At 37.8% G+C, this 23,807-nt stretch carries 23 protein-coding genes; 20 read left to right on the forward strand and 3 right to left on the reverse strand.

The features are described from left to right. Positions 1-56 precede the first annotated feature (56 nt). Positions 57-2,426 carry a choice-of-anchor L domain-containing protein gene (locus MUW56_RS17420; protein ID WP_292014381.1) on the forward strand — a complete coding sequence of 790 codons (2,370 nt, stop codon included), beginning with the start codon at positions 57-59 and terminating at the stop codon, positions 2,424-2,426. A 110-nt stretch (positions 2,427-2,536) separates the two neighbouring features. On the opposite strand, the gene rsmA is transcribed toward MUW56_RS17420, so the two are convergent. Continuing rightward, positions 2,537-3,307: a 16S rRNA (adenine(1518)-N(6)/adenine(1519)-N(6))-dimethyltransferase RsmA gene (gene rsmA, locus MUW56_RS17425; RefSeq protein WP_292014382.1), complete on the reverse strand. Its 771-nt coding sequence runs from the start codon at positions 3,305-3,307 to the stop codon at positions 2,537-2,539. A gap of 91 nt (positions 3,308-3,398) precedes the next feature. On the opposite strand from rsmA, the gene MUW56_RS17430 reads away from it, so the two are divergent. The 8 genes from MUW56_RS17430 to MUW56_RS17465 all read left to right on the forward strand — a co-directional run bounded on the left by MUW56_RS17430 (position 3,399) and on the right by MUW56_RS17465 (position 8,924). Then, complete coding sequence (locus MUW56_RS17430) at positions 3,399-4,298, forward strand: permease-like cell division protein FtsX (RefSeq protein ID WP_292014383.1); 900 nt, start codon at positions 3,399-3,401, stop codon at positions 4,296-4,298. A 2-nt stretch (positions 4,299-4,300) separates the two neighbouring features. Beyond that, the gene (locus MUW56_RS17435; protein ID WP_292014384.1) at positions 4,301-4,597 is read left to right on the forward strand and encodes a DUF3098 domain-containing protein; all 297 of its coding nucleotides are present in this window, start codon (positions 4,301-4,303) and stop codon (positions 4,595-4,597) included. Between the two features lie 93 nt (positions 4,598-4,690). Then, positions 4,691-5,509, forward strand: coding sequence for an undecaprenyl-diphosphate phosphatase (locus MUW56_RS17440; RefSeq protein ID WP_292014385.1), 819 nt, complete (start codon positions 4,691-4,693; stop codon positions 5,507-5,509). A gap of 11 nt (positions 5,510-5,520) precedes the next feature. Next, positions 5,521-6,219, forward strand: a complete 699-nt coding sequence (gene truB, locus MUW56_RS17445) for a tRNA pseudouridine(55) synthase TruB (RefSeq protein WP_292014386.1) — start codon at positions 5,521-5,523, stop codon at positions 6,217-6,219. Continuing rightward, on the forward strand, positions 6,216-6,809 hold the full coding sequence (locus MUW56_RS17450; protein WP_292014387.1) for a hypothetical protein: 594 nt from the start codon (positions 6,216-6,218) through the stop codon (positions 6,807-6,809). Before truB ends, MUW56_RS17450 begins: the two co-directional genes overlap by 4 nt. Next, positions 6,809-7,531 (forward strand): 23S rRNA pseudouridine(2604) synthase RluF, encoded by a 723-nt coding sequence (rluF, locus tag MUW56_RS17455; RefSeq protein ID WP_292014388.1) that lies wholly within the window; start codon positions 6,809-6,811, stop codon positions 7,529-7,531. Before MUW56_RS17450 ends, rluF begins: the two co-directional genes overlap by 1 nt. A gap of 169 nt (positions 7,532-7,700) precedes the next feature. Continuing rightward, positions 7,701-8,114, forward strand: a complete 414-nt coding sequence (locus MUW56_RS17460; RefSeq protein ID WP_292014389.1) for a hypothetical protein — start codon at positions 7,701-7,703, stop codon at positions 8,112-8,114. Positions 8,115-8,126: 12 nt separating this feature from the next. Further along, positions 8,127-8,924: a hypothetical protein gene (locus MUW56_RS17465; protein WP_292014390.1), complete on the forward strand. Its 798-nt coding sequence runs from the start codon at positions 8,127-8,129 to the stop codon at positions 8,922-8,924. Between the two features lie 172 nt (positions 8,925-9,096). On the opposite strand, the gene MUW56_RS17470 is transcribed toward MUW56_RS17465, so the two are convergent. Further along, positions 9,097-10,359: a helix-hairpin-helix domain-containing protein gene (locus tag MUW56_RS17470; RefSeq protein ID WP_292014391.1), complete on the reverse strand. Its 1,263-nt coding sequence runs from the start codon at positions 10,357-10,359 to the stop codon at positions 9,097-9,099. A 327-nt stretch (positions 10,360-10,686) separates the two neighbouring features. Here MUW56_RS17470 and MUW56_RS17475 point away from each other — a divergent pair, with 327 nt between their 5' ends. From MUW56_RS17475 to MUW56_RS17505, 7 genes are read left to right on the forward strand one after another with little or no spacing between them, the layout of a single operon-like run. Further along, positions 10,687-12,324, forward strand: coding sequence for a T9SS type A sorting domain-containing protein (locus MUW56_RS17475; RefSeq protein ID WP_292014392.1), 1,638 nt, complete (start codon positions 10,687-10,689; stop codon positions 12,322-12,324). A 3-nt stretch (positions 12,325-12,327) separates the two neighbouring features. After that, the gene (locus MUW56_RS17480; RefSeq protein WP_292014393.1) at positions 12,328-15,636 is read left to right on the forward strand and encodes a hypothetical protein; all 3,309 of its coding nucleotides are present in this window, start codon (positions 12,328-12,330) and stop codon (positions 15,634-15,636) included. Positions 15,637-15,642: 6 nt separating this feature from the next. Next, positions 15,643-16,089 carry a DUF6443 domain-containing protein gene (locus tag MUW56_RS17485; RefSeq protein ID WP_292014394.1) on the forward strand — a complete coding sequence of 149 codons (447 nt, stop codon included), beginning with the start codon at positions 15,643-15,645 and terminating at the stop codon, positions 16,087-16,089. Beyond that, positions 15,971-17,083 (forward strand): hypothetical protein, encoded by a 1,113-nt coding sequence (locus tag MUW56_RS17490; protein ID WP_292014395.1) that lies wholly within the window; start codon positions 15,971-15,973, stop codon positions 17,081-17,083. The genes MUW56_RS17485 and MUW56_RS17490 overlap by 119 nt, the downstream gene beginning before the upstream one ends. Before the next feature lie 38 nt (positions 17,084-17,121). Further along, positions 17,122-18,060 (forward strand): hypothetical protein, encoded by a 939-nt coding sequence (locus tag MUW56_RS17495; protein WP_292014396.1) that lies wholly within the window; start codon positions 17,122-17,124, stop codon positions 18,058-18,060. Beyond that, entirely contained in the window at positions 17,988-19,157 is a 1,170-nt protein-coding gene (locus MUW56_RS17500; protein ID WP_292014397.1) for an RHS repeat-associated core domain-containing protein, read from the forward strand. The genes MUW56_RS17495 and MUW56_RS17500 overlap by 73 nt, the downstream gene beginning before the upstream one ends. A 14-nt stretch (positions 19,158-19,171) precedes the next feature. After that, positions 19,172-19,465 carry a hypothetical protein gene (locus MUW56_RS17505; RefSeq protein ID WP_292014398.1) on the forward strand — a complete coding sequence of 98 codons (294 nt, stop codon included), beginning with the start codon at positions 19,172-19,174 and terminating at the stop codon, positions 19,463-19,465. Positions 19,466-19,533: 68 nt separating this feature from the next. Here the strand turns inward: MUW56_RS17505 and MUW56_RS17510 are convergent, their stop codons facing one another. Further along, positions 19,534-19,815: a helix-turn-helix transcriptional regulator gene (locus tag MUW56_RS17510; protein WP_292014399.1), complete on the reverse strand. Its 282-nt coding sequence runs from the start codon at positions 19,813-19,815 to the stop codon at positions 19,534-19,536. Positions 19,816-19,884: 69 nt separating this feature from the next. Here MUW56_RS17510 and MUW56_RS17515 point away from each other — a divergent pair, with 69 nt between their 5' ends. The 4 genes from MUW56_RS17515 to MUW56_RS17535 all read left to right on the forward strand — a co-directional run bounded on the left by MUW56_RS17515 (position 19,885) and on the right by MUW56_RS17535 (position 23,343). Beyond that, the gene (locus MUW56_RS17515) at positions 19,885-20,562 is read left to right on the forward strand and encodes an RHS repeat-associated core domain-containing protein (protein ID WP_292014400.1); all 678 of its coding nucleotides are present in this window, start codon (positions 19,885-19,887) and stop codon (positions 20,560-20,562) included. A gap of 69 nt (positions 20,563-20,631) precedes the next feature. Then, entirely contained in the window at positions 20,632-21,987 is a 1,356-nt protein-coding gene (locus tag MUW56_RS22855; RefSeq protein ID WP_367118531.1) for an RHS repeat-associated core domain-containing protein, read from the forward strand. Then, positions 21,977-22,387 (forward strand): hypothetical protein, encoded by a 411-nt coding sequence (locus MUW56_RS17530; RefSeq protein ID WP_292014401.1) that lies wholly within the window; start codon positions 21,977-21,979, stop codon positions 22,385-22,387. The genes MUW56_RS22855 and MUW56_RS17530 overlap by 11 nt, the downstream gene beginning before the upstream one ends. Positions 22,388-22,431: 44 nt before the next feature. Then, positions 22,432-23,343: an RHS repeat-associated core domain-containing protein gene (locus MUW56_RS17535; RefSeq protein WP_292015432.1), complete on the forward strand. Its 912-nt coding sequence runs from the start codon at positions 22,432-22,434 to the stop codon at positions 23,341-23,343. The last annotated feature ends 464 nt before the right edge of the window (positions 23,344-23,807 follow it).

Consider the following 23,807-nt stretch of genomic DNA (forward strand, 5'->3'; position numbering starts at 1 on the left):
TAAATATGTATAATAGATATTTAAAAAAAAATTAAATTTGTTGAAACAAAAGTATTATGCGAAGAAGATTTTTACCGTTTTATCTATTTTTTTTAGTCATCTCGACATTTCTATATTCACAAAATCAACAACCCAGAAAAACTGTAAAAGAAAAAAGTACTGAATTATCCAGAAGAGCTGGAGCTTTCATTGATGTAAATGCTCCGGGATATACGGAAAGTACTTTTTCTATTGAAAAGCTGGTAAAAGATGTTTTAATCTCATCAGGGACTAATACCTGTGTTACTCCCAATGTGACCAACGTAAAGATTACCCCTAACCATGCGGTAGGAGACGCCAACAGAGCCTGGGGATATTTTAACAAGGGAACAACCAATTTCCCTTTCAAAGATGGGATTGTCCTTTCTACAGGATATGCAAGTGAAGCAGGTAATTTTTTAGTAGCTGGAAATCTTGGTCAGATAAATGGTGGGGGAACCGATTCTGATCTGGCCCAGGCTACAGGAGCAACAGGAAGTTTAAATGATGCCGTACTCTTAGAATTTGATTTCGTTCCTACTACGACTCAGATTAAGTTTAATTATATGCTGGCTTCCGAAGAATATTATGAGGGATATCCATGTGAGTATGCAGATGCTTTTGCAATCTTACTGCGCCCTACCTCAGGAGGCCCTTACGTTAATATGGCGGTTCTTCCTAATGGTGCAGGACCGGTAAGTGTTACCAATATTCGGCCTGCGATCAATACGGGGTTTACAAACTGTGCCGCTGTTAACGAACAATATTTTGCAGGATACAACACAACCAATACAGTAACTAACTTTAATGGAAGAACGATTCCGCTTACTGCCACTGCTACAGTAACTGCAGGGCAGGAATATCATTTTAAAATGGTAATTGCTGATTACAGGGACAATACTTTTGATTCTGCCGTATTTTTGGAAGGCGGATCTTTCAATATCGGGGTAGAGCTTTTAGATCCAAGTGGAGCTACATTACCTTCCGATATCAACGTTTGTGACAATGTTCCACAGGTGATCACAGCTTCTGTAAGTGATCCTAATTTAGTATATCAGTGGTATTTTAACGGAACCGCAATTCCTAATGCTACTACCAACACTATTACAGCTATCCAGGCAGGAACTTACACCATTGAAGTAAGTCTTCCGGGAAATCCATGCCCGGGTAAAGCATCCATACAGATTCATGGTGGAATTACTCCGCAGGCTCAGGATGCAACATTGCTTCTCTGTACCACTCCGGATATCACCACCTTTGATTTGAGTACGGCTATGCCGTCCATCAGTCCGACTCCAGGAGCCGTGTTCAGGTTTTATGAAAACCAGGCTGATGCTGCAGCACAAAATAATAATTACATCCAGAATATCCTGAACTATAATGGTAACGATGGTCAGATTTTGTATGTAGTGGTATCAAATGGCGGCTTCTGTAGCAAGACCATTGAACTTACATTATTAAAAGAAGTAACCCCTACGGCTAAACTGAAGTCATCCAAAATAAAAATCTGTCCGGGAGAATCTGTCACACTTTCTGCAGAGGGAGGAAGCACCTACTTCTGGGACAATTTCTCAGGTACAGGAAGCACACAGACCGTTACTTTATACCAGTCCGGAGTATTTACCGTATATGCTATCGGGCCAAAAGGATGCAGATCTTTGAATCCTGCCACCATCAGAATAGAAGTGACTCCGGAAATCACAACTCCTTTAACTGATGTTGAAATGTGTTTGGGAGACCGTGTTACCCTGGATGCAGGAGCAGGAACTGGCTATAAATATCTTTGGAGTACGGGGGCTACCACACAGACAATTGAAGTAAACCAATGGGGAGTATACACTGTAGAAATTGATAACGGAATTTGTAAAAAAGTCTTCCCGGTTAAAGTGATGGGGGCAGCTACTCCTTTCATAACTGCAATGAATTATGACGGAGCTAAGAAAACATTGACCGTTACAGCGGAAAATCCTCCGATGAACAATATGCCGAGCAGTCTTGAATATTCCATTGATAATGGAATTACATGGCAGGAGTCAAATATCTTCACCAATCTTATCGATAATACCCACTATACCATTTTGGTAAGAAGAGCAGGTACTCACTGCGTGGGTTCTTTAGACTTCTTTACCTTGAAGATCAACAATATCATTACTCCGAACCAGGATGGAATTAATGATGTGCTGGATCTTAAAGCACTTGGAGAATTTAAAAACTTTACAGGCTCTATCTATGACAGGTATGGAGTTGAAATGTTCAGATTCTCAAAAGAAAACCCGATATGGGACGGAACAGTAGGCGGAAAGAGACTTCCTACAGCCACCTATTGGTATAAATTTAATTTTGAATACCCTAAATCAAAAGCTCAGATGAACTGGTCCGGATGGATTATGCTTAAAAACAGGGATTAAAATAATACATGATTTAAAGAAAGAGCCTTTCAATTGATTTGAAAGGCTCTTTTTATCTGAATACAAGCAATAAAAAAAGCTCCTGAAAAGGAGCTCCTGTTATTAACCGATTATTGATTTTCTTTCCAAAGGCTGGTGAAGCCGATAAAGTCTGCTACACTGAGTTCCTCGGCTCTTTTGTCTAAAAACGGATGGGTTTTTAAAGCTTCTGGAATGTTTAGTACTTTTAAGGCATTTGACAGTTTTTTCCTTCTCTGGTTAAAACCTGCTTTCACAATCTGCTTAAATAGAACTTCGTTCCCGGCCAGGCCTTCTTTCGGATTCCTGGTCAGCCTGATCACCCCTGATTTTACTTTTGGAGGCGGGTTGAAGACATTTTCATGAACCGTGAACATATAGGACACATCATAATATGCCTGGATCAGAACGGAAAGGATACCATAATCTTTGGTCCTTGGTACTGCGGCTGTTCTTTCCGCTACTTCTTTCTGGAACATTCCTACCATTTCAGGAATCAGTTCATAGTGATCAACGATCTGGAATAATATCTGCGAAGAAATATTATACGGGAAATTACCAATAATGGCAATCTGATCATCCTTGATAAAATTAAAATCCTGTTTAAGGAAATCACCTACAAAAGTATTTTCCGTAATTTTAGAATAGTTGTTTTTCAGGTATTCAATAGATTCATTATCTATTTCTGCCAGATAAAGGTTCTGATCTTTTTCAATAAGATATTTGGTAAGAACTCCCGTTCCGGGGCCTACTTCCATAATGTTATTATAGTTCTCAAAACTAAGACCTTCTACGATTTTTCTGGCGATATTTTCATCTGTCAGGAAGTGCTGTCCAAGATGTTTTTTTGCTTTTACACTCAAAGTTTTTTATGATTTTATTAACAATGATTTTCTTTATTTCGTCCCAAATTTCGGAAGTTTTTTTCTATTTTAGCCAAAAATTTTAATATTAATGGCTAAATCTGTAGAAGAGTTTAATAAGAAAAGGCTTCGGTCTAGCAATATTACAGTAGTGATAAGTATTGCCTTAGTGTTATTTTTGTTGGGATTAATGGGGCTTATTTTAATCAATGCCCAGAAGTATTCTGACTATATCAAAGAACAGTTGGTAGTGAATGCCTACTTTGATGAAAACTATGATGCTAAAGATTCTGTAAAAATTGCAAAACTAGAGGAAGAAACTTTTAAAAAAGTACAGACGTTAGCTCCTGTAAAAAAGGCAACCTATATTTCAAGAAGCATGGCTGCAAAGGAGGCCAAGAAAAGTATGGGAATTGATAGTGATGCCTTGTTTGAAGAAAACATTTTCCCTTCATCTATCGAAGTTGCTTTAAAACCGGAATACGTAGATCCTGCAAAAATTGACGAAGCGATCAAGGTGATCAGGTCAGTACCTGGCATCATTGATGTTAAAAATGACAGTACTTTGATGGTGGATGTTTACAATAACCTGAGCAGAATCTTAAAATGGATCTTAGGATTTTCAATTTTATTCCTGGTATTGGCGGTTGTATTGATTAACAACTCGATCCGTCTGAAAATATTTTCTAAAAGATTTATCATTAAAACCATGCAGCTGGTGGGGGCTAAAAGAAGGTTTATCCTGAAGCCGTTCATCATTGAAGCGATTGTTTTGGGTGCTATTGGAGCATTTATAGGTCTTTTAGCTTTATTTGGGGTTTGGTATTACTTTACCAATCAGATCGGATCAGCATTTGTACAGGACAATCAGCAGTATTTCTGGCTTGTATTACTGGTAATAGGGGTTGGAATTTTTATTACCGTTCTCAGTACCATTATTGCAACATGGAGATTCTTAAAATCAAACGTTGACGATTTATACTACTCTTAACAATGAGCAAAAAAACAAATAAATTTTCCGCTTCTGAATTTGGAAGAGAAGCAGAAGCACCACAGGAAAACACATTTTATTTCGGACAGCAGAATTTCAAATGGATGCTGATCGGTCTGGCGTTCATTGTAGGAGGTTTTCTACTGATGATGGGTCCGGATGCCAATACCGTAGATGGTCAATTTGATCCCAACTCCTGGAATGACGGTATTTTTTCTATCAGAAGGATCAGAATAGCCCCGCTGTTTGTAGTCATAGGATTTGCAATAGAAGTATACGCTATTTTAAAAAGAAAGTAAATAAATTTTATATTTAGAGATTAAGAGATCAGGAAATTTAGAATCAGACATTCTGAATTTCCCGGTTTCTTAATCTTTTAATTTTTGAAAGATATGGATTTAATCAAAGCAATCATTATTGCCATCGTGGAAGGACTTACAGAATACCTTCCGATTTCTTCTACAGCCCACATGGGATTTACCGCAAATCTGATGGGACTGGAAGAAACTGAATTTTTAAAAATGTTTCAGGTATCTATTCAGTTTGGAGCGATTTTATCTGTAGTGGTAGCCTACTGGAAAAAGTTTTTTGATCTGAATAACCTTCAGTTTTATTTTAAACTGGCTTTTGCAGTAGTCCCTGCATTGGTTTTGGGATATTTGTTTGATGATAAGATCGAAGCGGTGCTTGGAAATCAGATTGCGATTTCTTCAGTATTGGTCATAGGAGGTGTTGTTTTATTGTTTGCTGATCAATGGTTTAAGAATCCTAAAATTGATGATGAGAAAGGGATTACCATAAGAAATGCTGTAACCATTGGATTCTGGCAGTGTCTGGCTATGATGCCGGGAACAAGCCGCAGTGCTGCTTCTATTATCGGAGGAATGGCACAGGGACTTACCAGAAAAGCTGCCGCAGAGTTTTCTTTCTTTCTTGCTGTTCCTACTATGCTTGCAGTAACCGTATATTCGGTTTTTGTGAAGACATGGGGAAAAGAAACAGCCAATCCGCAGAAAGGATACGAAATGATCATGGCTTCACAGGACCATATTATGATCTTTGTGATAGGAAATGTAGTGGCATTTATTGTGGCACTTATTGCCATCAAAGCATTTATTGGCGTACTAAATAAGTATGGTTTCAAACCTTGGGGATGGTACCGTATTTTTGTGGGAATTGCTTTGTTGATTTATTTTTATTTCTTTAAATAGGAAAACATTTCATGACAGCTGAAGAACTGAAATCAGGATATACTTTTTTATTGGACAAGCCTTTGGACTGGACTTCTTTCCAGGCAGTCAATAAAATGAAATATAAGCTTAAAAGAGAATTTGACCTTCCCAAGAAATTTAAGATAGGCCATGCAGGGACCTTAGATCCCAGAGCGACAGGGCTTCTTATTGTATGCTGCGGAAAATTCACAAAGAATATTCCTGAAATCCAGGATGCACCTAAAGAATACTGGACGGAAATTAAAATCGGGGTACAGACAGAATCCTATGATACTGAAAAACCCGAGATTCTTCATCAGGATATCTCAACTATCACGGAAGAACAGGTAAAAGAAGTGCTGGAAAAGTTTGTTGGTGAAATCGAGCAGAAGCCTCCGGTATATTCCGCAATAAAAATTGACGGGGAAAGAGCTTATAACCTGGCAAGGGCAGGAGAAGAAGTAGAAATGAAGTCCAGAAAAACAACCATCCACTATATCAAAGATATTACCATTGATTTTCCTCTGATAAGCTTCATGGTAGGCTGTTCAAAAGGAACCTATATCAGAAGTCTTGCTCATGATATAGGGCAGGAGCTGGGAGTGGGAGCCTATCTTACCCAGCTTAGACGTACCAGGATCGGAGACTATAAAATTGAGGATGCGACAGATCAGTTTCTGAACAACGACTTTAGATTTGAAAGTCTATGAAAATAAATGTATCCTTTTTTTTGGCTTTCCTGACATTTGCTCAGCTATTTTCACAAAAGACAGAAACCGGAAAACCTAAAATGGATTTTTATATCAATCCAACTTTAAATGCAGGATATAACCTGGGAAACAGTATTAAAGACAGCCAGAATAAAGATTCTCCTTATTACCAGCAGAATATAGCACCTTATTTACCCAACAAAATTACCTACGGGCTTACGGCAGTAGGTGGATATAATTTTTTACCTAATTTTGCACTTGGGACCGGACTGAAATATAGTTTTGTAGACAGCAATTATCATTTGCTGTACTGGGTGATTCAGCCTAAATTTATTTTTAGTCCCGGAGAAGAACCTTTCTTTATTGATATTAATTACGGAAAGCAGATTAACCATTCAGTGAGCTCCAATTCTGAGTTTTGGGGAATTAAACTGGGAATGCAGGTTTCTTTTTCAAAAAGGTTAAGTCAGGAAGGAGGGCTTGTTCTGGAATCCCATACATTTGAAAATTCCAGGGCTGCTTTTATTGGAGTCAGCTATGGGATTACCCTTTTCAGCAATACAAATTATACCGCTTACGGAAAAGAATAATGGAAAAGACACGTATCAATAAATATTTATCAGAAGTGGGATTCTGCTCAAGAAGAGCAGCAGATAAACTTCTGGAAGAAGGAAGGATCACCATTAACGGAAAAGTTCCTGAACTGGGAACAAAGGTTTCGGATGAAGATCTGGTGGAAGTAGATGGGAAACCTGTGAAAGAACCGCAGGATAAACCCGTATATATTGTCTTTAACAAACCTGTAGGCATTGTATGTACCACAGATACGAAGCGTGAGAAAAATAATATCGTTGATTATATCAACCACCCTAAGAGAATTTTTCCGATTGGAAGGTTAGATAAACCAAGTGAAGGACTGATTCTTTTAACCAGTGACGGAGATATCGTCAATAAAATATTGAGAGCCAGAAATAACCACGAGAAAGAGTATCTGGTTCGGGTGGATAAACCCATTACTCCAAGATTTTTGGAAAAAATGAGAAACGGAGTTCCTATTCTGGATACGGTGACCAGAAAATGCGAAGTAGAGAAAATTGATGAAATGAACTTCAGGATTATCCTTACACAAGGACTCAACAGACAGATCCGGAGAATGTGCGAATATCTTGGGTATGAAGTGAAAAAACTGAAGAGAATCCGTATTATGAATATCAAACTTGATCTTCCCACCGGAAAATGGCGGGATTTGACAGAGGAAGAACTTAATGCTCTAAACTCTTTGCTGGTGGATTCTAGCAAAACAATTGACTAATACATATACGGTACCTTAGTCGTTCCGCTTTCATATTTTCTGGTATAAACAGCTGGAAATGTATGTACTTATTGTTATTTGATGATTTTTCACATAATAGTGTAATATATTTTATTTCTCACTGAAAATGTATTATATTTATAATAGTAACAACTATAACCTGAAAATCATGAAATTAAAATTTAATACAGTTCTCTTGTTTATCATTTTGATACTATTTACTAATTGTCACAATGATAACCACAATTCGGAGCATTCCCATGATTCTTCGTTTTATATTGATTACAGAAGTTTAAAAGGATTACCAGACGGAATTGCTGTTATAGAGCTCGATCCTGAAGCTCCAAATTTTGGACATATCAGCAGCAGGCTTGAATTGGGTATTGGCGTATTGCCGCATCATATCTATTACAATCAAAATGCAAAAAAAATGTTCACAACTGCTTTGGGAGGCAGCTATCTCTATGAGATAAAAACGGAAGAGGACCAAAATGGACAGTCCAAATTAATGAGTGCAACTCCTATTGACACTGGTGAGAATACGGTAGGAGAAAATTTATTTTTCACTAATGACGGAAGATAATTTCTGACCTTTATGGGTGGGGCAGGAGGTCCAAAAGATGGAAGCATAGGTGTTTTTAACGCTAGTAATAATCAGCTTATCAAAACTATTAAAGCACCAATTCAGGATAATCCCAATCAATTTATAATGTATCCGCATGGCATTTCAGTTAATGAGGAAAAAGGATTAATGATGGTAACCTCCACCATTCACCCGGACCTTACTACTGGAATGGGGAATACCTGTACTTTATTAGATCTGAATACCTATGAAATAAAGGAGACCTATCAGGTAGCAGACTCGCCGACAGATATGTCCGCTCCTGTTGAGGTTTTATTACTACATGGAAAATTTCCGCAATATGCACTTGCTACAACAATGCTTGGAGGTGATATCTGGATGGCTCCATACAATACCACAACCAAAAAATATGATGCTTTTACTAAGTTTTTTGACGGAAGTACACAAGGATTAGGATGGACACTCGAAATGTATATTGACGATTCCAATAAACTGTATGTGAGTTTTGCAGACCCTGGAAAAGTGCTTGTCTTTGATATAAACAATCTTCCTCAACTAAAGCTTTTGAAGACTTTTGACGCGGATAAAGGGGCACACCATATGGCTTTCTTTAAAACTAAATCAGGAAAAGAGGTTGTAGCGGTACAAAATAATTTATTGAATATCCCTAACTTAAATTCCGGAACCATTAGTATAATTGATATCAATACGGGAAAAACATTAGGTACGGTGAATTTACGTACCCGGTATGGAATACTGCCGGAATCTATTGAAGGAACCAATGGCCCCAGCAATTATATGCATCATTAAAAGTTAGAATAGTGTTTCAGATGATAAAACTATTCCAAGATATTATTTTTTGGAATAGTTTTATCGAAGATAAATTGATCCTTTAAAATCCTGAATAGAAAAATGTTAAGTATTTGAAATTCATGCTTTATGCATTGTTTTTTTCAAATTCAACTTTTTATCTGGGTTTATGTTATTTTACGTATAACCTCATTCTTTCTTCATACTCAGGTTTCAGTTTTAAAAACTTCCATATTTTTTTATCATCAGGATACGTGATCCGGTAAAAGATGATCTTATCCGCAGAATATTTAAAATACGGATGATTTTTCAGCCATTCTTCAGGAGCTTCTGCCAAACTATATCTGGGAACGCCGGAAGTATCCAGCTGGGCTGTGGAAATCAGCTTCTGCACCTTATCTTTATCAATATTATATGTATCCAGAATTTGCTGTTTATTCATAAAACCACCCAGTTTATTCCGGAAGCCAATCATGGAAGCTGCACTTCTTTCATCGAGTCCGAACTCCAACAGCTGTTTGAAAGTGATGCTGTTGAGATCAGTTTTTGAAAAATCAGTTTGTTCCTGTTTAACTTGCTCTTTTAGTTGAATATAAGGCTTTAATTCTTGAAATTTTTCCGCGGAAATCACAAAGCATTTCTGTAATTCTTCAAGATTTTTAAAGCTTCCCCTCAGATTTCTGTCACGGTAATTCACAATGGCATTCGCCTGTTTTTCAGAAAAGCCTAGAGCTTGCCATTCTGCTGTATTCAGTGTATTAGGATTAAATGAATGATGCGGTTTTTGAGCTTTTGTATTATTTTCCGCGAAAGTTCTGCTGTTTTCCCGGGCTTTTTCCGGGAGAAGAAGATAAGGCTCAAGCTGCCTGTAATTTTCCGGTGAAATAATAAAACATTCTTTAAACTTCTCTTTACTGATAAAGCTTCCTCCCAGATAATTCTTATATTTTAAAATAGCGCCGGCCTGCTTTTCACTGAAGCCCATTTTTATCCACTCTCCGGCAGAAAACTGGTCCGGATTGAACTTTCTGGTAATAATGATCCCTTTCTTTTCAAAATTTTTAAAAGTCCCGGATTCTGTTTCTTTAGCCGTTTCAGGGAGGAGAATGAAAGATTCCAGTTCAGTGAATTTTTCTGTGGAAATCGCATAGCATTTTTTCAGTTGTTCCTTTGAACTGAAATTCCCTCCAATCAGTTTTTTATACTTAAGAATTACTGAGGCTTGTTTTTCGGAAAAGCCAAGCTTCTGCCATTGTCCTTCATCCAGAACATTAGGATCAAAATCCGGGATCCTGGCAGGAATAGAAGAGCTTACTATGAACTCTACCTCAGGAAAAGGTTCTTTTTCTCTGCTGGTATATTTCTGATAGACCAGTAAAACAGTCAGTAATATAACCATGCATGCCAGTTTTTCGTAATAGCTTTTTCTCATCATAAGGTAAACATATCAATAAAAACAAAGCATGGCAATAGCTAACGCTAAAGTAATTAAGTTTAAGATATAGATTGGTTTCAATTGCCTAAAAAAGTACATTGAAATACAATCCTCCCAATATAATTTTTTATAATGAGGGAGGTATATAATGCGACATGTTCTGTCGCCTTCTTTGAATACTTTTGTTTTTGTGAAATCAAAACTGAAAACGAGAGGGCTAATTTATACTCAATCAAAATAATTATTCTTTTTAGAGTGAACTAAAAATAATAATTTTGCACCCGATTTAAACTGACAATAACTAACATTAACTCAAAATAACAGGGGATGAAAAAAATGTATCTCTGTGTATGTACCTTATATGCATTTTTCGGCCTGTCTGCCCAGGAAGTGATCTGGCAGAAAGATATCAGGTCTTCCACACAGGATTTCCTAAGCCAGGTGACCACCACCATAGACCAGCAGTATTTAATTACCGGAAGCTGTATACAGTCAGGAAGCGGGAAGCCTGAGGCTGGAAGTAAGCAAAACAACGGTTACGACTACCATCTTGTAAAACTGAACCAACAGGGTGAAGAAGTCTGGGAAAAATACTTCTCCGGCCAGAACCATGATTACTTATCCGCTGCCGTTACCACCCGGGAAGGAGGATTTCTTGTTGCGGGAACTTCCTATTCGGGGAAAGGGCTCGATAAAAAAGAAGAATCCAGAGGCGGATCAGATATCTGGCTGATAAGAATGAATGAATTCGGGGATGAGCTGTGGCAGAAAACGCTGGGAACTTCATCGGACGAAGAAGCCAGAGCGGTGATCCAAACCACAGACTTAGGATTCTTTGTAGCAGGGAATGTGCAAAGCTCCTCCAAAGGCTACGGTTCCAAAGATGTATGGATCATCCGGCTTGACAAAGATGGCAAAGAACTTTCCCAGCTGATCTTAGGCGGAAGAGGGCTGGATGAAGTTGAAAAGATGATTCCCACGAAAGACGGCGGCGCATTGCTGGGCATCTATTCCAGAAGTGGCGCTTACATGAGTAATTCTCAATCAGCAACGACTAATCCTGTTTCGGCTGAAAAGCCTGCTTCCTCAGCCGCCCTTAGCCCAATGCCAAAAGCCAGCAGCAATTTCGGAGAAGGCGATTACTGGATCGTAAAACTGGATAAGACCGGGAAAGTAGAATGGGAAAAGAACTTCGGCGGCAAAGGCGATGACCATATCAGAACCCTCGCTTTAACCTCAAAGGGTTTCATTATCGGTGGAGAGTCCCGTTCCGAAAGATCCGGCAATAAAACCGTAGGGATAGAAGAAGGTACAGACCTTTGGCTGATCGCTTTGAATGAAAGAGGCGACGAGCAGTGGCAGAAATCCTACAATTTTAAGAACCGGGATATCCTGATGGGCATGAATGTAATACAGAGTCAAGATCCAGGAATCAAGAATCAAGACATCACCAAAGGAATATTGTTGGGCGGTTATACTCAGGCGGAAGGAAGAATAGAGAAGGACGATGAGACCTTCTGGATGCTGTATCTGGATGGAAACGGTAATGAACAGTGGAGAAAACATGTGAATGGAGACTCAAGACGAAGAGAAGAGAGACTTTCAGATATCAGGCTGAACAGGGACGGTTCTATTATATTAGCAGGAACGAGCGCCGAAGAACTGGGCAAAGAGAACTGGAAGATCGTGAAGCTGGGTGATAAGCAGGTGAAAGATCTGATCCAGAAATACGACATCAAAATCTATCCGAATCCTGTATCCGACTATGCCTATGTGGAAATCGGCTTTGAGTTTAAGGAAGCGGAGATTGTAGTCTATGACATGAGCGGAAGACAGGTTCAGCATCTGAAGACCAAAAACACGGTAACCAAGATCAACACCCAGCCTTTGATCCAGGGGGCTTACCTGGTAACGATAAAAACGGATACGAATAAAACGGCGAATGCTAAAATGATTAAGAAATAACCGATGAAAAGAGCAATTATAACACTAGGAGCAATAGTATTTTTAAATTCAGTTGCTTATGCACAATATATACCTAAAATTGTACCGCCATCCCCTAATGCTGCTTCCATAGCAAAGTTTGTGGAAAGTCCGGTTTCCTACTACAGGGGTTCGGCCAATGTAGGTATTCCATTATTTAGCATCAATACCGGAGATATTCCGTTGAATGTATCCATACAGTATGATACCAAAGGGGTGAGAGTGGCGGAAGTAGCCTCTTCCCTCGGAGCTGGTTGGAGCTTAAGCGCAGGAGGTTTAATTACCCGCCAGGTAAGACATCGTCCGGATGAATATACCAGAGGTTATTTAACGTATTCATACAATTCAGATTTTGAAACCAATACTGCTTTACGCCATCAGTTGGGGAATGAAAATGCTGGATATGGAAGTTCTGATACACCGGTAGATGAAGATCCGGATTTGTTTTTTATTAATTTTCTAGGAAAGTCTGCAAAGTTTATCATTGATAATGTCACTAAAAAAGCCGTGGCTCAAAGTTTCGATGACTGGAAGATCGATATAGATTATGAAGATCCCAATGGAGGAAATTATAGGATTAGCCGGATAATCATTACCGATGAGCTTGGGAACAAATACTATTTTGGAAAAGACTCTTCAGCAGCAAACTCAACCTATGATACTGTCACTGCTGTAAGTTCCGGACTTGTTATAGAGGCGCCTAAACAGCAGGAAAACGGATACAGGACAGCCTGGCATTTAAAAGAAGTAAAGACTTTAAAGAACAGCTATTTGTTTAATTATAACTCAGAAGAAGTAACCACATATTCGAAAACAGATATCAAGAAAGGAGATAATATAGGTGATATTTCACTGAGTACAACCATAACCAGGCAACAGGTTCTTCAGAATATTTCTTTTCCTGAAGGAAGTCTGGAGTTTATATACGGCACAACTGAACGCGAAGATCTTAAAGGAGGAAAAGCTTTACAAAGTATCATATTAAAAAATAAGAGGGAGACTCAGATTAAAAAGATAGCTTTTATGCAAGGCTACCGTCAGGGAGATGGAAATCATAATAATATTCATCCTAACGTACTCAGTAAAGATACGAAGTCAGATAAGCGCTTATTCCTTAATCGGGTTAATGAATTGGACAGGAATGACAATATTGTTTCCTCCTATCAATTAGAATACAATCCTCAGGAACTTCCCAACCGTTTTTCGAACGCTATTGACTATTGGGGATATTTTAATGGTAAGCCTAATAAAGAGAATATTTTCACCGATGTTTCAGACCGGGATGTGTATGCCAACTTCGCAGAAGCAGGAATATTGACTAAGATAACTTATCCTACCGGTGGAAGTGAGAACTTCTATTACGAGAATAATAATGTGATTGTGCCTAAATATTTTTCAGATTTTATGCTGTCCAGCCCGTCTATGATCATGTATGATAAAAAAGCTACAGCTATAGCCAAGGGACCGGAATATTTTGTTTTAAATAACAACACTACCAGTCTTGGAAAGTATGTCAAAGAATTTACCATCCAGTCAAGCTATAATAAGGAGCTTGTTTATATTGCATCGTTGGGACAAAACTGTACTTCAGTTGAAACAACCGATTGTAAAACCAAAGTAAGGCTATACAATACTCAGACAGGGGCCACTTATATCATTACACAGGGACAGCAAACCCTAGTTAATCCACCTCTTGAAAATGGTAATTACCGTATTGAAGTCACCAACGGGTCCTTTACCCTGAGTGACTCTCAAAACTATGAAACCAATCCGTTTTCAGTGAGTCTGCAGTGGAAAGAACGGAAACCGACACTTCCTATCAACAGTTTTGTGGGGGCCGGAAGGAGAATTGCACGAATTGAGACCAATGAAAACGGTAAAATTGCCAAAAGAAAATTCACCTACACCCAAGATAATGGAACTAGTTCCGGGATATTATTGGGAACTCCCGATTATATGTATATTATTAAGAGATTTGGAAATTATCCTTTGCTGGCTGGTAACAGATCGGATTCAATGCAGCCGATGTCAAGCTTTAATAATGCAGGCCAGGTAGGATATTCCCAGGTCACAGAAACTTTTTCATCTGCTGATGATTCGGTGTTGTGGTCTAAAAAATACAATTTCACCAATTACCTGGATGGAGGGGAGTACTATAAATATCCATACAATCTTGCTGATGATATGGATTGGGCGAGAGGATTGAATTTAAAAACTGTAAGTTATGATTCTAACGGGAAAATTGTAGAAACATTAACCAATTTATATAGTTTTTCAGGTGATGACCTCCCTTATCGCTTTTATAGAAAGTATGATGGTACAGTAGCTACCAATACTCCGAGAAATGGATTGATGCCTATGCCTCCTGATGTAGCTCCGGCAAGTTATATTTTATCTCATGAAATAAAAAGTATCCCTATCTATAAATGGGGTAAATATCTTGATGCAAATAATTCTGACCCGGTATTTGATCATGATACTTACAGAACAGCTTTCTTCTATGGAGGAATGATCCGGAATTATAAGAAAATCAAACAGGAATATACGAATGGCTTACCTTCTATGACAATCAATATAGAGACGACCAATGCAAGTGTAAGCCATCATCAGCCGACCTCTGAAAAAATGACCTATTCTGATCAGACGGTACATGAAACCACTTACAGCTATGCCCACGAAAAAGGCAGCCAAAAGCTGATTAATGCCAATATGACCGGAATACCGCTGGAAACTGTGATGACGAAGAAAATGAATAGTAATGATGCAGGGAAAACCATTTCCAGGGTAGAAACCAGGTATGATGATCCTGTCACCTTATTTCCGACTTCAATCATTTCTACCGGACTTCAGGGAGGAACTGCCACAGAAGTCACTTATGATAAATACGATTCAAAAGGAAACCTTCAGCAGTATACCACCAAAGATGGGATTTCCACCGTAATTATCTGGGGCTATAACAATACCCAGCCTATTGCCAAGATCGAAAATGCCAAATTAACGGATATTCAGCAATCCCTGATTACGGCACTGATTAGTGCTTCTGATACAGACGCCGCTGCTGTACCCAATAATGATGAGACTGCTTTACTGAATGCCTTTAAAAATTTTAAAAATAGCTTATCGGGTTATCAGATCACCACCTACAGCTATGATCCATTGATTGGCGTAAGAAGCATCACCCCGCCCTCAGGAATTACAGAATATTACCTCTATGACTCGGCCAACCGTCTTGAAAAAGTAGTGGATGTAAACGGAAAAGTATTGAAGGAAATGAAATACCATTATAAAAACTAACAAACGATGAAAAAGATAATTACACCTCTCAGTGCATTATTTGTGGTGGGGTTTTCCTCTGCGCAAACAACACCGAGTCCCGCAGAAAATTATATTTACAGTAAAACCTATTTATCAGACCCTACACTTGCCAATCCCAAAACCTCAGAAACGGTTCAGTATTTTGACGGCCTGGGAAGACCCAAGCAGGTCGTGAATGTCAAATCCTCTCCATTGGGCAGGGATGTGGTGAGCCATTTTGAATATGATGATTTTGGAAGACAGGTAAAAGAATTTTTACCCGTTCCCCAGCAAGGAACTCAAAACGGAGCAATTTACACCTCTCCATTAACCAATGCTTCCCAGTCCGGATCTTTACGGATCAGAAAAGATCTATGCAGAGAAATTACTGGAAAACTCACCATTGGACAGGATCCAGCAGCAGATCCAGGTAGGAAATGCCTGGCAGAATAAGCCTGTGAAATTTGACTATGATGTGAACATTACAGGAGAAGTTATTAAATGTACCACAACGACCACCTGGGAAAATGGTGCCACTAAGTCTACCATTGATTACGGAGGGACTTATGATGGCGGACAACTATATAAGAACACAATAACCGATGAAGACGGCAACAAAACCATAGAATTCAAAAACGGCAGAGGACAGCTTTTGTTAGTGAGAAAAGTCCTGAGTGCTACAGAAAATGCAGATACTTATTACGTATACAATGAATATGACCAGTTGGCCTGGGTGATTCCCCCCTTATTATCAAAAAAGGTACACTGGCAATGGGAAGATCAGCAGGCTTTAGCTTATGAATACCGTTATGACGGCAGAAACCGTTTGGTCGAGAAAAAACTACCCGGAAAAGGCTGGGAATATATGGTGTATGATCAGGCGGAGAGGCTTATCATGACCCAGGATGCCAATATGCGGGAGAAAAGCAAATGGCTGATTACTAAATATGATCCATTCGGGAGAGTGGCTTATACAGGGATCATTGCCGGAGGAAGCAGAAGCAGCATGCAGTCCCAGGCAGGGCATCTCATAATAGTGGAGAACAGGAGCAGTACAGGATTTACCAAAAACGGAATGCCGGTTCAGTACAGCAATGGATATTTTTTTGATATCGAAACGGTTTTAAGTGTCAACTATTATGATACCTATCCTGCAGGATCACCCGCTGTTACCAATGCATTTGCCCAGCCTCTTCTTACGGATAATCCGACACAGGACCGCACGACCAAAGGACTTCCTGTAGCCACTTATGTGAAGAATATAGAAGATGACAACTGGACCAAAACCTTTACCTGGTATGATACCCAAGGCAGAATAATAGGGTCGAGAAGCAATAACCACCTTGGAGGATATACCGTATTAAACCATAAACTAGACTTTACAGGAACCATCCTTCAAACAAATACTTATCATAGAAGATTAGGATTATCAACAATGCAGAAATAGTTACCAGAGAAATATTTACATATGACCCCCAGAACCGGTTGGTTAAACTTACCCATCAGGTCAATGGTAATCCTGTTGAAATATTAGCCCAGAACAAATACAATGAACTTTCCCAGCTAGAAAGTAAGAAAGTAGGCGGGAGTAGTGGCTGCTGCTCCCTTCAGCAGATTGATTATCAATATAACATCCGTGGCTGGATGACCAGAATTAATAACCCTTCCAACCTGAGCGGAAAACTATTTGGATATGAACTTAAATACCATACCCCTGCCAATACTCTTTTCGCTATCGGAAGATACAATGGAAACATTGCAGAGGTGGATTGGAAAACATCTAATGATCATGTTTTAAAAAGGTATTCATATAGTTATGACAGCTTAAACAGGCTAAACTACGGACATTATTCCGAACCTGACAGTACCGTACCTCAAGAAGATCATTTCGGGGAAACTACAGAATATGACCTGAACGGAAATATTACCCGATTGTACCGGAATACTAAAAATACCACCAATGGGCTAGCCATGCAGATTGACAACCTGAGCTATACCTACTCCGGAAACAGACTTTTGAAAGTAACAGATGCTGCTCAGAATTATTCAGGATATAGCGGTGGAGGAAATACCATAGGGTATGACTCGAATGGCAATATGACAAATCATTTAGATAAAGGAATTAATGAGATTACATACAACTTTCTGAATCTTCCTTCCTCAGTGAAGAACAACAACAATACCAGTCCTTTCGGGAGCCTTAGTTCTTATTTGTACAGGGCTGACGGGACAAAACTTAAAAAAGGATATTCTTATTATAAGAGAGACTGGCAGGGAAATACCAGCCTAGCTTATACCGTTACGGATTATCTGGATGGCTTTCAGTACGTGTTGGAAAATTCAGGGATATCATGTTTGGATTGCCCCCGGCTTCCCCTGCATTACAATTTGTACCTACCTCGGAAGGCTATTTTGATTTTGTAAAAAATAAGTATATTTACAACTATACTGATCATTTAGGAAATGTACGATTAAGTTACATGAATAACGGGTCAGGAGTTGAGATCATTGAAGAAAACAATTATTATCCTTTTGGATTAAAACATGAGGGGGTGAATGTGTTGGCGGGGAACCCTGCTTATCAGTACAAGTATAATGGCAAGGAGTTGCAGGAGACGGGTATGTATGATTATGGAGCGAGAATGTATATGCCGGATGTGGGAAGATGGGGGGTTGTGGATCCATTAGCGGAGAAAATGACTAGACATAGTCCTTATAATTATGCGTTCAATAATCCAATACGTTTCATTGATCCTGATGGAAGACAAGGAACGGATTGGGTTCATAACAGAGAAACTAACCAGATTTATTGGAATAATAATGCCACAAGTCAAGCTACAGCTGGAGCTAATGAGACCTATCTTGGAAAATCTGGGACATATACAACTCAGGACGGTTCTACAACTGCATTAAATTCTGATCGCTCTTATACTAATAATTCTTTGTTAGGAGGAATGGGAGTAATGAATAATTTAGATCCTTTAATTCAAGCAGGTGATTCTGCATCAGCAATGAGTGTTGCAGCTTTTGGAACTCCTAACGATGGTTCTTATATAAGAGAAACACCATCATTAAATACTGCAGAGGGAGCTTTTGCTAATCCATCGGCTCAATTAGCATCTACAACACTTACAGCTATGCAACAAGCACCGTTAGCTATTGCTTCCGAACTTGCGATTGTAAAAATTGGAGGCTTATTGTCTAAATCAACAACGGTTTATAGATCTGTTTCACCAGCGGAGTTAGCCGATATTGGTACTAATGGTCTACGTGTCGGAGAAAGTGGTTATGCAACAGAAAAGTTATTTACTACAACAGCAAGTGATGCTTCATTCTTTTCAAAAGCATTTTATCCTTGGGATAAAACGGCAAACACTATAATAAAAGCTAAAGTTCCGAATAGTGTAATGAAAACATCAGGTTCTTATATTATGGATGGAAAGAATGTAATATCTATACCTGCTAATCAGCTACAAAATATTAAAAATGTGAAAGCTCTTAATTATAGCCCTTTACCATAAATAAAACTATTATAATGATAACAATTAAAGCAACACTGCATATGTATGATGATATTAGAAAAACGCCTTTTTCTAATGGATATAGACCTGCGTTTGATTTTGGAACAGAAAGTTTAACATCTGGAAGAATTATGCTATTGGATAATAAAAAACAATTGTTTTATCCTGGTGAAATTGGAGAAGTAGAAATTAGTTTTATGTTTGAGGAATTTGTAAAAGACAAGTTGAAAATTGGAGAAAAAATTTATTTTTATGAAGGCTCAAATTGTTTAGGAGAAATAAAAATATTAGAAATATCGAACAATTAGAAAATGTTACAAGATTTGAAAATTTCTTAAATAAAACCAAAGCCACTCAAACGAGTGGCTTTGTTGTTTTATAAAATGCTTTGCAATTTAGTTTGTTTAAGGAACGCATCCAGGAGAGCGAAGACATGTTGTCTGTCGTTCTCTTTTAGTTTTTGTATATCTAAAATTTTAGCGACAATATTTTTATCCAGTAGAATATCCGTAGACCCTACAAGATAATCCAGAGATACTTCCAGGGCTTGTGCCAGCTGCGTGGCCATCTCAATAGATGGTTTTACTTCCTCACGCTCATATCTACCGATGACAGCACCGTGGACACCTACGAGTTTGCCCACTTCGTCCTGCGCCATCTTTGATTATGTGAAAATAATTATATTTACAATTATACTGATTATCTAGGAAATGTATTACTGAGTTACATGAATAACGGATCAAGAGTGGAGATTATTGAAGAAAATAATTATTATCCCTTTGGCTTACTGCATAATTATACTAGGACGACACAAAATGCGTATCAATATAAGTACAACGGTAAGGAGCTGCAGGAGACGGGAATGTACGACTACGGTGCAAGATTTTATATGCCGGATTTAGGAAGATGGAGCATTATAGATCCGCTGGCTGAAGTATCAAGAAGATGGTCACCCTATACTTATGTTTTGAATAATCCGATTAAATTTATAGATCCTGATGGAAGAAAAGTGATTGAAACGGCTTCAGGTACTACTTATACAGAGGCAGAAGCTCAATCAGCATTTCTTGCTTTAATAAATCAAATGAGCAGTGGGCCAGGTCCAAAGGGTTCTTGGGGAGGTGTTAAATGGGGTAGATTTATAAATGATTGGAATTATGAAGATAGTGTTGAGCATTATAGAACGGATGTAAGAGCAAGAGTAGGAACTTTAAAATCTGTTAAAGGTAATGCTACGTTAAATGTTAAGCAAACTATTGGACAGTGGGATCAAGAATATGGATTTATGCCTGTAAACCGAACTAACTTTGCGAATGAACATTCTAAAGACGTCACCAATTGTTATGGATATGTGTTAACCAATGGATATTTTTTTTGGAATTCCTTTAGGTTAAGAAGATTCTGAAGCAAAGATATTTCTTCCATTGACTATAATTATTTAAATTTACCTAATAAAATAACCCAAAGTTCCACTATGACCAAATATATATATCGGGCAGATGGTATAAAAGTAAAGAAGTTCTTTGGAGACAAGATTGAAGCGGATTATCTGGATGGATTCCAGTACAAGTCTACATTTTCGATGGAATCCTGGAACGGAGAAGGAACCTTTCATCCGAATCCTAATGAAATCCCCGTTTTAAAGCTGAGAATTATTCCGACCTCTGAAGGATATTACGATGCCCTGTTTAACAGGTATGTCTATAATTATACAGATCATTTGGGAAATATAAGATTAAGCTATACCGATACCAATGGAGACGGAATCATCCAGCCCCGAAGATATAATGCATCCAACTGTACAGGCTTGTTTTGCATAGATGATTGGAGACCGGGAGAAATAGTAGATGTAAATAATTATTATCCGTTTGGCTTACTGCATAATTATACAAGGACTACACAAAATGCGTATCAGTACAAGTACAACGGCAAGGAGTTGCAGGAGACAGGGATGTATGATTATGGAGCCAGAATGTATATGGCGGATATTGGTAGATGGGGGGCTGTGGATCCGCTTGCGGAGAAATCTAGAAGATTTTCAACTTACACTTACGCTCTGAATAATCCGATTTATTTTACCGATCCTGATGGAATGGATGTCGTAGAATCGGCTTCAGGTACAATGTATACTGGAGCAGATGCACAATCAGCATTTTTAGCATTGCGAAATCAATTAGGAGGCGGTCCTGGTCCCAAAATTATTTCTAGAAAAGAATGGGGAGCAAAATCTCCTATTTTAGGAGGTGGACGCTCATATGAATATATTACTGCTACGATTAAAGCAAAGACTTTTTTTGGCACAACATATGACCAATCAGTATCGATACCTACTGACTTGTCAAAATATTATAACACTATAACATTGCATCATTCTGGAAATGGAGATAACTATATGATTATAAAAGAATTGCAAGAGAAAGAACAAGATGCTGGTTATGCAGATATTCCATATCATTTTGCTATAGATAGTAAGGGTAATATTTACGAAGGTAGACCTATAAACATAAAAGGTTCGCACGTAAAAGGTGGAAATACTGGGAATATCGGTATTGTTTTGATGTCTGATCTTGATACAGAAAATAAAGGTTTAGGACTTGTTAGTAGTATAATAGAAGGATTTGGAGGCAATGGAGGTGCAAGCACAGAAATGAGACAATCTGTAACGGATCTTGTTTCTTATTTAAATGGTAAATATGGTATCCAATATTTAGGAGGTCATAAAGAGAAAGCTACTGATCCAAGAAATTGTCCCGGAGATGGAGGGATGAAAATAGTCGACTATTTAAGAAATAAATTACATATGTTATCTCCAAAAAAAAATGAAAACTAAAAAAAATCTTCTTTTCTATGTATTAAGTTTTATCTCATTAATCTTAATACTGTTAACTGATAATATTTTCCACGATGATGGAACCAAATTATTAGATATAATTGTAATTACAATTATAATATTAAATTTTATCCTATCTTTTTTTACTTCTGGAAATAAATTATTGATTTACACTGCTGTTTTACAGTTTTTATATACTATTCTTACTGTAAACTACAATGATGAGATGGATAGTTACTTTTATAGATTAAATTACATTTTTAGTCTGGCTAAAATCCAAAATAATTCATTGTCAGCAATGATACAAAATGTTTGGTTTATGTCCTTTTTATTATTAACTATCATAGAAGTTATGTTGCTGATGAGAATAGTTTATAAAAGAATAATCAAAAGAGATTAAAAAAGATATAACAAAATAACCTCGCAATTTGCGAGGTTATTTATCTGTATAAGTACAACGGCAAGGAACTGCAGGAGACGGGGATGTATGACTATGGGGCAAGATTCTATATGCCAGATATTGGTAGATGGGGTGTGATCGATCCGCTGGCAGAGAAGATGAGAAGATGGAGTCCATATAATTATGCATTTAATAATCCGATAAGATTTATTGATCCGGATGGAATGGCTCCTGTTGATGATCACTTTAATAAGTTTGGTCGTTATATTGGCACAGATAATAAAAAAACAAATAATGTTATTGTGCACACTAATAGTTCTGCAACAAAATTATCTCAATTAAAAGGCAATACAGGTGCAGCGAGTTTATCTCAATTAGATTATAGCAGTAAAGGAACAACTAGAGCTGTATCAAATGTCCTTGCCCACTATGGAAGTGAAAAAGGGATATCAGGATATATAGGAATATATTCGGGATCAAGAGGAGCTGCTCATACCAATCCTAGTGGTAACATTTTCTTTAATATCAAATTTTTAAGCAAAGGCACTTATGATAATGCTTATAATATTAGATCTACTCTGAACCATGAAGGAGGTTCATTAGGACATAAAAATGAAAATATTAACCCTGATGATTATACTTTTGTAGATCATTCTAAAGTTTATTTAAACGAAGCTAGAAATCCTGATTTTGGTAAGACTACAGAGAAGTATAGAGCCGGACAGGCTGGAAGCTTTGGGCGGCATGTTCTTAATGCAGTCCAAAAAGAATCCAGCTATGGTACTAATCATATGAACATGATCAATGAATATAATAGCGGAAATACAGGAAGTGTAACCATTACACCATATAGCGGAGGAAACAATTTACCAGCCAGTACAACACTTACTGTTCAAGTAGGAAATAATACTTATCCAACAAAATCATATGAAGACATTAAGTATCCCAAAGATTAGTTATTTTCTTTTAACTTTCTTTTTTATTTTCATGTAAAGAAAATAAACAAGATAAAATACAGTCTGTTTTTTCGGGAGAAACAAGCAAAAAATGGTATGCCTATAGTATAGACAGTATACATTGTTCTCAAGGATTTTATCCTTTTCGGGTAAAGGAGTTTTTCAAAGATGGACGACAAATCCAATATATCAATAACTCTACTACTAAAAATTTAGATACTATACCCAAGGATGATATGTATAATCCTGAAAAATGGTTTATTATCAATGATTCCGTTGTTAGTATTGGCTCTGTAAGAAATCCTAAAAGTGGATATTATCACAAAGATAATCGAAAGATACTTTATTACAACAAAGACACCATTATATTACAAGGTACAAAGCGCAATAATTATGGAGGTGTTTTAATCCTTACACGATATAAAGAAAAAGACAAATAAAACAATCAAGCCACTCGTTCGAGT

It is taken from the genome of Chryseobacterium sp. (assembly GCF_022869225.1).
In the GTDB taxonomy this organism is placed as follows: Bacteria; Bacteroidota; Bacteroidia; order Flavobacteriales; family Weeksellaceae; genus Chryseobacterium.

Coding starts and splice junctions, on each gene's coding strand:
- MUW56_RS17420 (WP_292014381.1), top strand. CDS start 57: ATGCGAAGAAGATTTTTACCGTTTTATCTATTTTTTTTAGTCATCTCG.
- MUW56_RS17430 (WP_292014383.1), top strand. CDS start 3,399: ATGGCTAAATCTGTAGAAGAGTTTAATAAGAAAAGGCTTCGGTCTAGC.
- MUW56_RS17435 (WP_292014384.1), top strand. CDS start 4,301: ATGAGCAAAAAAACAAATAAATTTTCCGCTTCTGAATTTGGAAGAGAA.
- MUW56_RS17440 (WP_292014385.1), top strand. CDS start 4,691: ATGGATTTAATCAAAGCAATCATTATTGCCATCGTGGAAGGACTTACA.
- truB (WP_292014386.1), top strand. CDS start 5,521: ATGACAGCTGAAGAACTGAAATCAGGATATACTTTTTTATTGGACAAG.
- MUW56_RS17450 (WP_292014387.1), top strand. CDS start 6,216: ATGAAAATAAATGTATCCTTTTTTTTGGCTTTCCTGACATTTGCTCAG.
- rluF (WP_292014388.1), top strand. CDS start 6,809: ATGGAAAAGACACGTATCAATAAATATTTATCAGAAGTGGGATTCTGC.
- MUW56_RS17460 (WP_292014389.1), top strand. CDS start 7,701: ATGAAATTAAAATTTAATACAGTTCTCTTGTTTATCATTTTGATACTA.
- MUW56_RS17465 (WP_292014390.1), top strand. CDS start 8,127: ATGGGTGGGGCAGGAGGTCCAAAAGATGGAAGCATAGGTGTTTTTAAC.
- MUW56_RS17470 (WP_292014391.1), bottom strand. CDS start 10,359: ATGATGAGAAAAAGCTATTACGAAAAACTGGCATGCATGGTTATATTA.
- MUW56_RS17475 (WP_292014392.1), top strand. CDS start 10,687: ATGAAAAAAATGTATCTCTGTGTATGTACCTTATATGCATTTTTCGGC.
- MUW56_RS17480 (WP_292014393.1), top strand. CDS start 12,328: ATGAAAAGAGCAATTATAACACTAGGAGCAATAGTATTTTTAAATTCA.
- MUW56_RS17485 (WP_292014394.1), top strand. CDS start 15,643: ATGAAAAAGATAATTACACCTCTCAGTGCATTATTTGTGGTGGGGTTT.
- MUW56_RS17490 (WP_292014395.1), top strand. CDS start 15,971: ATGCTTCCCAGTCCGGATCTTTACGGATCAGAAAAGATCTATGCAGAG.
- MUW56_RS17500 (WP_292014397.1), top strand. CDS start 17,988: ATGTTTGGATTGCCCCCGGCTTCCCCTGCATTACAATTTGTACCTACC.
- MUW56_RS17505 (WP_292014398.1), top strand. CDS start 19,172: ATGATAACAATTAAAGCAACACTGCATATGTATGATGATATTAGAAAA.
- MUW56_RS17510 (WP_292014399.1), bottom strand. CDS start 19,815: ATGGCGCAGGACGAAGTGGGCAAACTCGTAGGTGTCCACGGTGCTGTC.
- MUW56_RS17515 (WP_292014400.1), top strand. CDS start 19,885: ATGAATAACGGATCAAGAGTGGAGATTATTGAAGAAAATAATTATTAT.
- MUW56_RS22855 (WP_367118531.1), top strand. CDS start 20,632: ATGACCAAATATATATATCGGGCAGATGGTATAAAAGTAAAGAAGTTC.
- MUW56_RS17530 (WP_292014401.1), top strand. CDS start 21,977: ATGAAAACTAAAAAAAATCTTCTTTTCTATGTATTAAGTTTTATCTCA.